General features: G+C 49.9%; 12 protein-coding genes and 3 pseudogenes. 6 read left to right on the forward strand and 9 right to left on the reverse strand.

All coding sequences use genetic code 11. The annotated features are described in order from the left end of the window. The 7 genes and pseudogenes from IPG22_06785 to IPG22_06815 all read right to left on the reverse strand — a co-directional run. A partial coding sequence (locus IPG22_06785) for a site-specific DNA-methyltransferase (protein ID MBK6587998.1) occupies positions 1 to 551 on the reverse strand: 551 nt, incomplete at its 3' end. Between the two features lie 186 nt (positions 552 to 737). Then, positions 738 to 1,748, reverse strand: a complete 1,011-nt coding sequence (locus IPG22_06790; GenBank protein ID MBK6587999.1) for an ATP-binding domain-containing protein — start codon at positions 1,746 to 1,748, stop codon at positions 738 to 740. A gap of 186 nt (positions 1,749 to 1,934) precedes the next feature. Further along, positions 1,935 to 2,318 carry an AAA family ATPase gene (locus IPG22_06795; GenBank protein ID MBK6588000.1) on the reverse strand — a complete coding sequence of 128 codons (384 nt, stop codon included), beginning with the start codon at positions 2,316 to 2,318 and terminating at the stop codon, positions 1,935 to 1,937. Between the two features lie 21 nt (positions 2,319 to 2,339). Beyond that, complete coding sequence (locus tag IPG22_06800) at positions 2,340 to 2,897, reverse strand: hypothetical protein (protein ID MBK6588001.1); 558 nt, start codon at positions 2,895 to 2,897, stop codon at positions 2,340 to 2,342. Continuing rightward, positions 2,881 to 3,267 carry a hypothetical protein gene (locus IPG22_06805; protein ID MBK6588002.1) on the reverse strand — a complete coding sequence of 129 codons (387 nt, stop codon included), beginning with the start codon at positions 3,265 to 3,267 and terminating at the stop codon, positions 2,881 to 2,883. The genes IPG22_06800 and IPG22_06805 overlap by 17 nt, the downstream gene beginning before the upstream one ends. Continuing rightward, positions 3,236 to 3,931, reverse strand: a complete 696-nt coding sequence (locus IPG22_06810) for a hypothetical protein (GenBank protein MBK6588003.1) — start codon at positions 3,929 to 3,931, stop codon at positions 3,236 to 3,238. Before IPG22_06810 ends, IPG22_06805 begins: the two co-directional genes overlap by 32 nt. A 378-nt stretch (positions 3,932 to 4,309) precedes the next feature. Next, positions 4,310 to 7,363 (reverse strand): annotated as a pseudogene (locus IPG22_06815) (DEAD/DEAH box helicase family protein). 235 nt (positions 7,364 to 7,598) lie between these two features. On the opposite strand from IPG22_06815, the gene IPG22_06820 reads away from it, so the two are divergent. Further along, positions 7,599 to 7,886 (forward strand): hypothetical protein, encoded by a 288-nt coding sequence (locus IPG22_06820; GenBank protein ID MBK6588004.1) that lies wholly within the window; start codon positions 7,599 to 7,601, stop codon positions 7,884 to 7,886. A 20-nt stretch (positions 7,887 to 7,906) separates the two neighbouring features. Here the strand turns inward: IPG22_06820 and IPG22_06825 are convergent. Beyond that, positions 7,907 to 8,787, reverse strand: a pseudogene (locus IPG22_06825) (type I restriction enzyme HsdR N-terminal domain-containing protein). 220 nt (positions 8,788 to 9,007) lie between these two features. Here IPG22_06825 and IPG22_06830 point away from each other — a divergent pair. From IPG22_06830 to IPG22_06850, 5 genes are all read left to right on the forward strand, one after another. Continuing rightward, positions 9,008 to 10,069 (forward strand): Fic family protein, encoded by a 1,062-nt coding sequence (locus IPG22_06830; GenBank protein ID MBK6588005.1) that lies wholly within the window; start codon positions 9,008 to 9,010, stop codon positions 10,067 to 10,069. A 94-nt stretch (positions 10,070 to 10,163) separates the two neighbouring features. After that, on the forward strand, positions 10,164 to 10,412 hold the full coding sequence (locus tag IPG22_06835; protein ID MBK6588006.1) for a hypothetical protein: 249 nt from the start codon (positions 10,164 to 10,166) through the stop codon (positions 10,410 to 10,412). Positions 10,413 to 10,994: 582 nt separating this feature from the next. Next, on the forward strand, positions 10,995 to 11,855 hold the full coding sequence (locus tag IPG22_06840) for a hypothetical protein (protein MBK6588007.1): 861 nt from the start codon (positions 10,995 to 10,997) through the stop codon (positions 11,853 to 11,855). A gap of 29 nt (positions 11,856 to 11,884) precedes the next feature. After that, a complete protein-coding gene (locus tag IPG22_06845; protein ID MBK6588008.1) occupies positions 11,885 to 12,217 on the forward strand; it encodes a hypothetical protein in 333 nt (110 codons plus the stop codon). A gap of 4 nt (positions 12,218 to 12,221) precedes the next feature. Beyond that, the gene (locus tag IPG22_06850; GenBank protein ID MBK6588009.1) at positions 12,222 to 12,791 is read left to right on the forward strand and encodes a hypothetical protein; all 570 of its coding nucleotides are present in this window, start codon (positions 12,222 to 12,224) and stop codon (positions 12,789 to 12,791) included. Between the two features lie 211 nt (positions 12,792 to 13,002). On the opposite strand, the pseudogene IPG22_06855 reads toward IPG22_06850, so the two are convergent. Beyond that, positions 13,003 to 13,440 (reverse strand): annotated as a pseudogene (locus IPG22_06855) (tyrosine-type recombinase/integrase). Positions 13,441 to 13,902: the final 462 nt, after the last annotated feature.

The raw sequence follows: 13,902 nt of genomic DNA on the forward strand, positions 1-13,902 counted from the left end.
TCGCGGCTAGTAGTCGACCATTGGAAATTGCTTTTTAATTTAATGCCATACGGGGGGTCAAAATAGATACACTGCACCTGTCCGCGGAGTCCTTCGCGTTCAGCGAGAGACGCCATCACCTGCAGACTGTCGCCGAGGATCATCCGGTTCGACCAGTTCTGATCGTGCTTGTAGAAATCGGTCTTCGCCGCATCATCAATGCCGTTGAACGAATCATACAAATCAGCAAAAAGAGCGTTTTGTATCTCTTCCTTTTCCTCAGTCCTCTCCGTCCGTCGCCGAAGATCATCTATCAGTACCTTTGGATGTACTTTCTCCTGAATATAGAGCGGCGGCGCCTGCACCACTAGATCAGACCAGTCCTGCTCATCCTTTCCTCGCCAAACAAGCTGCGGGTCCAGATCGCGATTCCGCCGCTCATACGCAACCTGGATCGGCGTCTTGTCCGTGTCAAGCATGACCGACTCATGTTCCGCCGTAGGAATGTTGCGCCGTTTAGCCTCATCATGCCTGAAGGTCTCGATGGTTTTTCTATTAGGTACCTTTGCCATAATTTCAATTGCAGGTAAAAAGCGAGAGTGCCGATCTAGCTTTTAAGGACGGTCGAGATCATTTCATCAACTTTCTGCGAAGAAAATCCGCTGGCAAGCGTTTCTTCGGTAATAATCAGCGTACCGTTCGGGCCCGCCGCCCCTTCTGCCGGCAATATGCCGTTTTCGCGATACCACTCCTGCTTTTCAGCCCACCGTGCCCTGTATCCTGATCCGAAAGCATTCCGCAATGCTCCCAATAGTAAGAGATGCCCGTATCATCATCCTCAATAGTGAAATCGGGATATTTTGTGACGCCGCCGATCTCCAAAGGCGTTTCATAACCATGGTGAACATTTTGCGTGAAGCAGATTCGCTATGATCACCTCTGACTTCGACCGGACAGCTTCCCGCGAACAGTGATATGTATAAGGTTGCGTTCGAGGAACCTTTGCCTACCTTTATCGGCGTAGGCGCAACAAACAGATTTGTGAGCCTCGCCTTGGTTGACGAATACTCTTCGGCACTCAGCTTTTGCAGATCGGTAGCCGAACCTTGATGGAGCACAATGACCTTTTTACGCTGTCGTGTGAGCGCCGTATAGATCAATTCCCTGGTCAACATCAATGGCGATTTAGGAAGGACAAGGAACACAATTTCAAACTCGCTTCCCTGAGCCTTATGCACGGTCAATGCGTAGGCAAGATCAAGACTGGCACCACGTTCATCACTAAAATCGGAATTATTAAACTTGAATACACGACCAGGCTGGGTCGAGAATTCGATCTCCATTTCGTTTGGAGCCCAATTTCTATTTTTCGTCTTTCGGTGGCCTACGACCGTTCCTATCTCGCCGTTAGCGAGATATCCGTACGTTTCGGCAGGTTCGGGATAGATCTTTTTCTTGTAGACCGAACTATTCCGGTTGTTCATGACCTTGTCGCCGTATACAAGTTGGTCATCGCCCATCGGCTTTGGGATCTTACGCTGATTTGCATAGACTTGCATCCTTGCCTGGTCCAGAGTTCCCGACTTGTAGCGTCGATGAATGAACTTATTCAACGTATCGACGCCCCACGGTTTCTGTCGGACAGGACACAATATCTGCCACGCTTTGGCAGCTTGCCGGCACCTCGGCCGGTCGCCCCATTCAACGTTGAACCACGCCGAACCGCCGTTGTCGAGGACCGCCTGAGACTCGTTGCAAACGCCTGCCATTCTTCAAGGCTTGCGTCAAAATCAAGTTCCCGCGACAGCACCTCTGGAATCAAACGTTCCAGTTCATCCGGGGTCTCCCATTGAACGAAGCGAATGTGGTTTCCCTCGCGCTTTCAGACAAGATCTCGAAAACCTGATCTTCGCCGGGAGCCGTTGATATCACCAAACCATGAGGCGAGCTGCAGGTCATCGCGCCGCCCCTTTCGTACGCCTTGGAACGGTCAATTCAGCATATGATTTGCCGACTCTCGGAAATGCCTGATCGATATTGGTTGGCGTGAGCTGAGCAATAATATCGACAAACGGCCGTCCGGCACCGATCGGTGGCAACTGTCGCGGGGCGCCAACCAGGATCAACCTATGAACGCCTTTCAGTGCCTCGATCAAGGCTGCCATCATTTCTTCGGTTAGCATTGAACATTCGTCTACGATGACGGTTCGGCCTTCCATCGTGCCCTCTTTGCCGGTCAACAGATAACGCCCGGTCGTCCCATCGTATCTGCCTGAACGGTTTAGAAATTGAGCGAGAGTAAATGCCTTGAAATTCTCAACACCATTTTCTCTTGCCATCGCCTCCATCCTGACCCTGCCTTACCGTAGGAGCGAGCAGAACCACTCCTGATCAGTAATATTGGTATGTCTACACAGTATCGATAAGAGAGTGGTCTTTCCCGTTCCCGCCGGTCCGATCAAAACACTTAGCCTCGACTCAGCAACCTCTTTCAAAGCCGCGGCCTTCTCAGTGCACGCTTGCTCCTCGCGAACCCGCTCGTCGTCGTCAATAGGCAGTGCCCCGAGCTTATTCGCAATCAATGCACTCCAATCAGCCTCGATCTGGTGGCGTTCGGCGTCGAAACGTTTTAAGACTGTAGAACGAACGAGGTCTCCAGCAGAAGCATAACGGCCGAGCTGGTAAGCAGGTGACCCATCCGCCATTTCGACAACTTTGCATCTCGTCAGCGAAACTTCCTCGGCAACGGCAAGTAGGTCGCCAGTCACGTTTAGACTTTCTTCCCGCTCGGCGTCCCCCTTGCGAAGATTCGTGATTATTGATTCTCGGGAAAGCAGCGTGTGGCCCAAGTTCGTCGCACGTTCAAGCTCGCGAATGCACAAGGCTCGAAGCCGGCGGCTGTCAACTGCGGTCTTCACATGGGCTGGTTCTGGTATGGGAAATTTCTCTCGCACGAAGCCTGTCGGGGAAAATTCCACGATCAACCCTTATCAATGTCGATCGGCGATGTCGTAAGGCGCCCTCAATACCGTACTCCTTTCGCGTTTCGGGCGTCGTGATGATGTTTGCTTGACCCAGCGACAAATCGATCCGACTCAACAGCTCAAGGAAGCTGCGGCGTTCCGCCGACATTACTTGCCACGATCTGGCTATCGTGCTGTCGATATGCCGGCTAAGTTCTTTGGGCAGGAAAGATTCTGGATCGTTCAGTGTTTGATCCCATTCGTCCCAGACGCTCCCGTTCTCTCCAACCCGGTCAGACAAAACCTGACCAATAAAGTTTCCCATCGCGACCCCAGTCGAGGACAGAATGGAACCGAAGCCGGAAAGGGGCCCCGCTTTTGCCTAAGCGGCCCAACTCATTGTCGATCCACCGTTCTTGTTTGCTCGAATCAAAGTTGAACAACTCACTCGATTTAAGCAATCCCGCCCGGCAGCTCAGCAAAGCACTGATCGCAGCATCGTGGCTTACGTGTTCGGTAGCGTATGAAAATTCGTCAAAACGATCTTCAGGAGCATATGCAACTGCCTCGGCCGGGTCGAAGGCAATTCCATCCTCAGAACTTTCGAGTGCTTCATGGTACGGCATCAAGAACCCGTCAACCATATCCGGGCGGATCGAATGAACAACCATCCGTTCCCATAAAAGGCTTCGAATCTTGCCGTCAGGATTCCCATCGTAATCATATTCGGTAAGAGCTCCAATGCTCTTGACGCGGCCAACCCCTACTATCACCCGTTTACCCACGTCCTCAACCAACGGCACTTGTTTTGCATAGAAGAAAACAAGAGATTCTTCCGGCCGGACATGGTTCCAAAAACAATCAAGAAGGGACCGATGATTGCGGTAATCCTGTAGCCAGTTAGTTGTAAACTTCTCGAATGTTGGTTCAACCCGTTCGTCGACGCCTTCAAGAGGGAAATCCTTGCACGAATCCACGATTGTTATCATCACCAAACACAAACTTTTTGTTCATCCACCTAAAAGGTAAGGCAGCCGCTCCATAAGCCGGGAAGTTTAATGGCGTAGGCTTAAAATGGGAATGCGAGTCATTGCTATTCTTGGTGTACGGGTGATCATGAAATCGGGTGAAAGAAAAAGGAGCCATGAAAGTTCCGCGTTCTTTTACACACGGAGGCAAGTCTGAAGAATTAAAATCCTGTATGCACTCCCCTTTTCTGCTTTCCTCGAGCGTTTCGTTCTTCGAGTCTGCAATATTGATAAGTTTTAGGCACGATGTGTTGAGCGCAGGTTCGCGACATACAGTTCCATCCCATTTGTTGTCATGCCAAGGAACCCGGATCGAAATATGCTTAACTGGAAATTCGCTCATAAATTATTGATCTGCTCTTCAACCATTTTCTTGAATTCTTCTTCGACCTTTGCCTCGAAATCCATCTGCATTTCGTAAACGTCCGTAAACTCCGCAAATGCCCAGCGACCCTGAGTACCGAGATTGTTTACGCCGGGAACCCAATATGTTTCCATAGTGGACTTTTTCTCCTTTGCATCCTCACCGCGATATCCCTTAATTTCGACGATCAAATGCAGCGGGTCATCGATCCCATTTCCGTCGTCGATAAGAAGGATGAAATCAGGAATGTATTTGCGGATATCGGAGCCATACCGATACGGGACTTCAAACCCGAGGCTGCGGTTTTTTACATAAGAAATAACCTTCGGGTGATTTTCCGCGATGCGGCAAAACTCCGCTTCCCAGTCGCTGTCATAGATCACCCAATTGAGTTGGCACTTCGGCGGCGGACCGCTAGTATCCCATCGCGTCGTTTTCGAGGTGGTGAAATTTACGTGCATCGTAGAACCTGCGGGATTGTACGGATCAAGAACAGCTTTTACCGGATTAGTCCCAATATGGGCCCGTGTAATTGCGTCTGTAATGCGGGAACCAGCCATGTCGGCAAGGGTTTTGTACTTTAGCTGCGCCGGGTAAGTTCCGCCCTTGCACACGAGATAGCTATTCAACCATTCGGAGGCGATCCGCTTTAACTGTCCGAATAGATGCATCTGCGGCTCGCCATCTTCATCACGCCATTTGTTCAAGAGCAAATGTGATGTAAGTTCGTAGACGACCTGCGAATGCCGCACGTCTCCCGTATGCGTGAGATTGAGATTTACCGGAGCCCCGATAATTCCTGCGTTCTCCGTTTCAGCCGCACCAACCAGTTCCGGTGTCAGCTCCATTTTCGAATCGTCATTGAAATTAGCCGTGAGTCTCTCTTCAGGCAGCTCGACACGAAATCCCTTGACGCGAGGAAACACTATCTCAAGATGATCTCGCTCGGGCCGCACGGCCTTTACGTGAACCGTCTCACGTGGTGGCTGGGGCGGAGCAACTACGGGTTTTGCAGTGAAGTCGAAAGGAATCCCGAGCACATCAGCATATTCGGTGTTGAATATCCCTTCTTCATTCAGTTCGTATGACTGTCTTCGGAGCGCACGGCCGATCACCTGTTCACAAAGAAGCTGAGTACCGAAAGCGCGGACACCAAGTACGTGCGTGACTGTATTTGCGTCCCATCCTTCCGTAAGCATCGAAACAGAAACGACATCGAATGTCACCGCCGAGCCGCCCGTGCTTGCCGACCGTATTCATTACCTCGCGAAGCAACTGCTGATCCGTTAAATTCTTCGCCGCTTCCTGGTCGCCCGTTCGTTCGACGATCTCACGACGAAACTGGTCGATTTCAACTGAGGCCATCTTTCGGAAATTGTCATCAAGAGCTTCGCCTGATTCCAGCTGTTCGCTATCTATGAGCAAAGTGCGAGGCCGGGCCAATGCATTCCCATAATCGTCATGGTTTCGGAATAATGGCAGACGACCGAATTCAAACTGTGTATCTTCGTTTTCATCGGTTCGTTCGAAGCCGGAGATGTAGTCATAAACGAGCTTCGATGTCGACGTATTGTTGCAGACGACGATAAAGCAAGGCGGAACGGCAATCTTAGCTTCCTGCCACAGATCGAAAGTTTTTTTGTAATGTCCGTAGAGTGCTTCGAGGGCAGTTTGCAGTTGCGGTGGAAGATCTCGTGGGTCGAGGTTTTCAGCTTTGCCGCGTCCCTTTTAGGCATACGGCTTCTGATATGCTCCCAAAGGTTGCGAAACATTGGCATTCTCGTCGCCGGGTATATTATCGGCAACAGGTACGCGAGGGAGTTTAACGATGCCGCATTCGATTGCATCCATCAAAGAGAAATCACTCATCGTCCAAGGAAATAGAGTGCCTTCTGCATAACCTGAGCCACGCAAGAAAAATGGTGTGGCCGAAAGGTCGATCACGCGGCTTACTCCTAGCTTGCGTTTTACTATCTCAATTCCACTGATCCAGAGACGTGCAGCCTCATTATTCTTTTCGGCTTCCTTTTTTTCGTCGCCTTTGAGTTTTTCTACGTCTTCTGTGGGCGGCTTTTCGCGATAGCAATGATGAGCTTCATCATTTATAACTAGAATATTCCGGATCCCCATCAGGCCTGGCATAACACGCTGGATCATTTGACCTTCGGTCTCGGCTGTATCCAGATCAGGGGCCGCGTCCTTTGAGCAATGAACGCCCGCCTTTTGAAAGCTCCACTCGCTCACGAAGTTTGAACGAATGGTAATTCGTGATGACGATCTTTGCCCGTTCGACATCTCGAAGCATTTCGGACGGGATTAGCTCACGGGTTCTTGTAATAGCTATCGGGATCATTGGGTTGAAGTACGCGCAGACGATCTTTGATCGTGAGTCCGGGAGCGACAATGAGAAAACCCCGTGTGAACTGTTTACTGTTCTCATGTCGTGCAGCGTTGACTGCCTGCCAGGCGATAAGCATCGCCATCACGGTGGTCTTTCCCGCACCGGTTGCGAGTTTCAATGCAAGGCGATTTATTTCGGGATTCGCATCGTTGTTGGAGTTGATTAGATGATCGAGGAATTTCTTTCCGCGAGCTCCGAGTTTTGGCGCGACTTCCGTCAGCCAAATCGCCACTTCTATGGCTTCGATCTGACAAAAGAAGGGTCTTATGCTGTTGAACTTATTGTGTCGCCAATATTGAAGTAGTTGGGCAGTAGTCGGCGTCACATTCCAATCCGAAGGACTCGGCAACTGACGCCAAACGTCTACGTAACCGCGAACCTCATTAATGATCGAAGTCGGATCATATTTCTGCTCGTCGGTGGATAAGCCAGTTCCGTCATCAAAAGCAAGTTCTGCTTGCTGTGAGCCTTTCCGTTTCTTCGGGGTCGGAATCGGAGTAATAAAATCGGCTCGGCGACGACTGTCGATGATTTTTTGTGTTGGTTGACCGGAAGGATCAAGTTCCCAATGCCGACCGGGATAGTCGTACGGAGAATTCAGTATGGGCTTTTCGAAGAATTCTGACATTTCTAATTAAGTGATCTATTACGGAATCTTTTGCAACCGTAAAAACTCTATCTGTAGGATTTAACTGAATATAACATGTACTTCTAGCTTAAATAAAATGTGGCCAATTAGATCAAGTTACAGATCATGTCTTGAAAGCACACACAGCTCTCTAAACTGTCGGTTACCCAAGCTGTTCGATGATAGGGTGGGCTGGACGCGTAATGGTGCTACGCACGATTACTTATCGTACAACGTGCAGACGGACACTTTCTTATTTCGAGACGGCGACGGGAATTCGATCCCGATCCACACGGGTGAACTTCTGGTCTTGACGGAGGATATGTATCAGCTTGCTGCAGAGACCGTGGCTAGAGTTGGTCAGCTCTATATGTTCCGGGAAGTCTTCCGCAACATGGGTCTTCGCGAAGTATTCCTTGACCACATTCCCGCCATCGCCTTCGAGAAGAATCCGCAAAAAGCTCTCGATCTGGAAGAAAGAATGCGAAAGGATTTGGAGACAAAGCTTAAAACTAGTCACTAACACCGATCAGCGGCGTGGTGCTAGTAGAATCGATTTACTGACATTGGAAGAAATATCTCATCCTCATTCTCGACCAGATCGTTTCCGACTTGGCAATCGACATTCACGCTTATAGAAAGCGTCGAACATCACCTGCCTGATGTCGTTCACGAATGGCCTTGTCAGAATACGGAATCCTTCTTCAGGGATTCTTCCGTGTAACTGCTGCATAACCTCATTGCCGAAATCGAAGGATGCCACGTACACTTCACCTTCATCGAGTTTCATTCCTAGGGAGAAATTGTATTTATCCTCCTCCAGATGCGCGATAAAAGGGATCGGAACTGCCGGGAAGATTAAACTCGAAAACTCGCCAAAACCGAGTCGCTTAAGGTGCAACCCAAGATCCTTTTCAGGCCGAAGTCACAACTCAATACGGTCTTCGGGCCGAGCAGTTTGACCAGATTGTCCCAGTAGCTCGCTATGAGCCTCGTATCGAATTGGAGCACCGGCGCGGGCTTGCTTACGTGGTAGAGAACAAACTGCCTGCCATTGCAAAGAGCGAAGTAAGGAGCCCGGATCTCGCTGTGCATAGCGTAGGAGTACGCTTGCTCGACGTGCTTGTGTTCAGGATATTCTCGGTGGGAGCCTTAGCTTCCAGAATCCATGCATTCTTGTCGTGAACTTCTAGAAGATAGTCGGGAACAAGATAGATCTTTTTGGTCGCACTGCCGATGGAAACGAAAGGGTGTAGAAGCTTTTTGCTTCGTATAATCCTGTAAGGTCGCTCAAGTCCGTAGCCCAAGCCTTTTAGGATGGGTACGATGATTTCCTCCCTCACCGAATCCTCCAGAAATCCCGGATCGTTCAGGCTATCCCAGGCAAATTCTTTGAGGATGTTGAGTCGTCTTAATTGGTTCATCATGCAGGCTGAATCTGCTAATTCAGCATATCAGACTATCCCATATCAGTCTCTAATGGGACACAAGCAAGTTAATTGGGACACATCATATGTCCCGATTTGTCTTTACAATGTCCCAATTAGCAAATATAATGTCCCAATTAGGTAAATGGGACATATAAAAGTCCCATTTGTAATACCGCCAAGAAGCATATGAAAAAAAGGAGAAAAGAAAGCCGAATTGGAAGCCCTCATCATTCAATTGCTGAGTAATGCGGACGAGGTTAGTATCCGCTCAATCGCGGATGCAGCCGGGATTCCCAACGATGAAACCGAACGCAAAGCGATTCGAAGAGCCTTGGCGTCATTGTCAAGACAAAACATAGTCGTTCCGAAAGGTTCTGCACGCTCACGCGTATACGTTCTGCCCGAGAAAACGCCCGAAGCAGATGTGCTTCAAGAGAACGAGAAACGCGTCGAAACGACGGGGTCAAAAATCGGCCATTTTCTTAAAGGGATCGACGTCTCGCCAGAATCGAAAGAGTTATGGAATTACGTCACTCAAGCTCTCGCCGAACGAGCTCCCGTCGGTTACATTCACGAATTCCTGCTCTCCTACGAACCGAACGAGACCTTCTATCTCGCCGCCGACCACCGGGAAAAATTGAAGACCCTTGGACAGGTCGAGGCGGTCGTTCAACCGGCTGGAACTTACGCCCGAAACATACTGGATCGGCTGTTGATCGATTTGTCTTGGAACTCCAGCCGGCTCGAGGGGAACACTTACTCCCTGCTTGAGACCAAACGGTTGATAGAACTGGGCGAAACGGCGACCGGGAAGGAAGTATCCGAAGCCCAAATGATCTTGAACCATAAAGCGGCGATAGAGTACATAGTTGAATCCGTCGAAGACGATGGGATCACGTCACATGAGATCCGTAGCGTTCACGCTCTTCTCTCGGAGAATTTGCTCGGGGATCCGGCCGCGTCCGGGCGGTTGCGAACGATCATTGTGGAGATTGGCGGTTCGACATATGTTCCCCTCGAAAATCCACAACTGATCCGCGAGTGTTTCGATATCTTCATAGAAAAGATGAACCTAATCGAAGATCCGTTCGAACAGTCACTATTTTCGATCGTACACTTGTCATACCTTCAAGCATTCGAGGATGTGAACAAGAGGACCGCGCGACTCGTCGCGAACATCCCGCTGGTCAAGAAAAACCTCCGGCCGCTATCTTTCACGGACGTCGATAAAGGATGCCTATGTTTATGCACTTCTCGGTATTTACGAAAGGAATGATGTCAGTCTGATCCGCGATCTATACCTGTGGGCCTACACCCGATCTTCACAACGATACACGGCGATTCAGCTAGCTATGGGGGAACCCAACCTTATGAAGCTGCGGTACCGGACACAGATCCAGGAGATTGTCAGATCGATAATTCTCGAACGCGTTGCCGGTAGCGATGTGGTGCCGCGTATCCACGCTTCAATCGATGAGAGCACGATCGGAGAAACCGACCGAGACGAGGTCTTCAGTCTGGTCGAGCAGGAGATCGTGAGCTTGCATGATGGAAATGTCGCACGGTTCAAGGTCCGCCCCAGCGAGTTTCAGGCTTGGAATGAGTTGCAGCGAGGGTAGAAGAATGGAGCGGAGGCAATAGGACGCTATTGTCGTGCGATGGGCCATTTCTCTTGACGGTAAGATTCCCGGAAGCCAGGTTTTAGAGCTCCCAATAGAAAGTCGTTGGCGGCATTAACAACGTTCGCTCGCAGGTTATGGATTTCAGGAATGGATAGAAAAGATGCAGTCGGAAGCGGCGGAACAGGTCGCGACGGTAGAAGAGATTGGGAGGCGTGCAAACGCGGAGAAGCTTTTTGTTTCGACGCTCCTGATGATGGTGGTTGGCCCCGCGTCGGAAATGTCCGAGGCCACTCACGGAACGGTGCCTGTTCAGACAGAGATTCTGGCGTACCACCTCTATCCGTTTTTTGGCAAATCCAACGAGGACATCTCACCCGTCGAAGTGGAAACCTGCAGAGCTGCGAGCGATAAGGTCTTGGCGGCAAACAGTCTCCTTATTGAAGCTGGCACAGAGGTGGATCCTGCAACGTCGCTGGTTAGACAAAATCGAACGCCAGGCGGATCGTTCGCGGTTCAGCCTACCAGGAACAGACGGCAAACGAGATTATCGAAGTACAGGGCCGATTTGACGGCTGGTTCATGGCAAAGATCGGAATCTCTCCGGTCCGGGCACAAGAGGCCCTATGGAGGACCTATGAACACGGAAACGTTTTCATTCAATCCAACATCGAGACGGTATACGCAGAAGCCTTCATTTACGAGATAGAATGGCGACGCGTGCGGAAGATCAGGGCCGACCGCCGCTCGACCGAGGAGCACCAGTTTGCGAGTGCATTCCCGACAAAGAAGCACTCGATGCATTACGGATGGGTTCGGAAGTTGTCTGAACTCGGCTTCGCCGAATACCCAGTTCAACTCCAGAATCTAGGTTTCACTGATGCCGAGGTGAAGGGACTGGAGCAGTTGATAGGGATGACGTTTGCAAATCGGGCGGATATCTCGGACGTTGTGGAAGTGAAACAGCGCCCACTCTATTTCCTAACTGACGGGCGCGTCGTCCTCGTTGATATCGCGAACGCAATGGATGCGTTGTGGGACTCCCTTGAAGCTGTAGCTAAGTCGGACCAGGCTTTTTACGACTCGAAGTATCAAGTTCACAAAGGAAGATGGCTTGAGAGTAAATCCATCCAATACTTGAAGAGAATCTTTCCGGATAACTCGATCTACAACGGACTTTCATACCCTGATCCAGGAAAGGGAGCAGGCGCGACGACCGAGCTCGACATCGCCGTCGCCTGGGGGCCATTCCTGATCTTGGGCAAGCGAAAGCCAAGCAGTTTCGGATTGAAGGTCAGCTTGGTGACGCTGCGCGGCTCCGGACGGATATCAAAAGAAATGTTCAGGACGCTTTTGAGCAAGCGAAACGTGCGGCTGATTATATCGAGGCAACCGACTCGCCGGAGTTTACAGAAATCAAGACCGGCCGTAAGCTGCAAATAGACAAATCAAAACTCAATAAGACCTTCATCATGACGGTCTCTTTGCACCAGCTTGCGGGATTGGCAACAACTCTCGCGGTTTTCAACGATCTCGGGTTGTTCGGAGGAAACGAGTATCCTTTCTCCATCTCGATCGCTGATCTCGATTTCGTGACCGAGTTTACGCAGCATCCGGACGTGTTTCTCCATTACATCGAGAAGCGATTGGAGGTGCAGAAGCTCAATGTAAGCATTCTGGTAGATGAGCTGGATTTCCTTGGAGCCTATCTCGACACACGATTCGCCCGTCCGTATTTCTGGGAGAAGCACGGCACCGGATTTCAACGCCATTTCGATTGGCGGATTCTCAGCCGTGTTCGATGATCTAATGATCTTCAGACGTGGCCTGACCGCAGACGAACCTAAAATTGCATTGGATGTACCGCCCGAGATTGGGGAGATCCTAGCTCTGCTTCGTGCCACCGGTGACGATCACTCCCGGAAGGTTGGATTCGATCTGCTCGGTTTACCAAGTGAGGTACTGCGTGCGATCAGCCAACTTCTGCGGGAGATCAGATCGTCAGAGCTTAACTGGGGAAACATCCGGCGGCAGGCCCTCGCTGTTGCGGATGTTGTCATCGTTGGAACTGCGGCGATAGGAGTTCCTTCCACCGAACTAATTCGCCGTTCGAAAGAAGTCGCCCGGATCGAAAAATACAGGCGACGAGCGACGAAAGTGTTCACCTTATCCATTGCACCGCAGAACAAGACTGCCATTTTCGAGTACGTGGATTACACCGGAAGAGCCTTGGGCTTACGATGCGAAGATCGAGCGATTGATCGACGCCGAACCACCGAAAGCTTCCGTCACGCCGTCGAGACTTCCGAAACCAACGAGAAGGGCGTTTGCGGAAGCAATCGGAAGTTCGAAATGTTGCTCAGGAAACTTGAGTCTTAGAAGGTAGAATTCCGCCGCATTCGATGATACAAATTAGATATCCATTTTGATGGAAAAGCAACCTCCGTAGTTACGACAAAGGTAGCCGCCACAATCGATACAAGTGGATTGAAATAGGTGACTAAGCATAAGAAGTGGAAATCGAACTTGTAATCATTGCGGCCGGCTTAGCAACATTATTATCCCGATGTATTTAGAAACTCCTATGCATTCACTGGTTATGAGTCAATGCCTCTCCGTCCCCTTCGTCAAGTCGCTTGACTGCCTCAAGCATGAGTTCCGCGTCGGTTTCCGCGTATATATTTGTGATGCTCATATCCGAATGCGCAAAAAGATTTTGTACTATCAGCGGATTTGTATTTCTCCGAATCAATTCACTAGCGAAGTAGGTTCTGAGATCGTGAAAATGATAGTTCTCTTCACGAGTTCCATCTGGCTTGTTTGATCTTTGTCTCTTATCAGAACCGGATGCCAGCGTTTCCCGGAAATCGACAATTGGAAATGGTAATTGTTTGTCGGCAATTAGATCGCGTAATACCGATGCCGCAGTTGCATTGATCGGAACGGATCGCGGAGGGCGTCCCTTCGAACCAATTACCCAAACCCTTTGGTTCTCAAAATCAATCACCTCCTCGTTCAAAGCCAATAGTTGGCCTTGAGCAACGGCATGTTAACGCCAATTGGACAAGCCTGTAGAGTAGATGATCGGATTCAAGTTCCTTCCAAAGTGCTTTCTTTTGATCGGCCGTAAGTAGACGCTTCCTTGGCGGTGGTTCTGGTAAGGCCTTCACATATTGCATTGGATTGCGATCAAGAACGTCCTCTTCGCAAGCGAGACTGAAGATTTTCGACAAAGTCGACATAATCCTATTAATTGAGGAAGGAGATATCGAACTTTTCTTTTTTCGCTGGTTTTTTCCGTACTGAAGTTTATTCCTGCAATCGCGACAATCTTGGGGTGTAATGGTGGCATGCAAGGTTGATCCTTTAGGTGTTTCAAAGGAGTTTTATGTAAAGAGATTCTTCGCCCCTTTATTGACGTTGTTTTTGCTCTACATATTTTCGATAGGTCGTTTCTACAAAGTCTCCAAAGTTACAGTTGTATCTGCTT

The sequence above is a fragment of the Acidobacteriota bacterium genome (assembly GCA_016703965.1).
In the GTDB taxonomy this organism is placed as follows: domain Bacteria; phylum Acidobacteriota; class Blastocatellia; order Pyrinomonadales; family Pyrinomonadaceae; genus OLB17.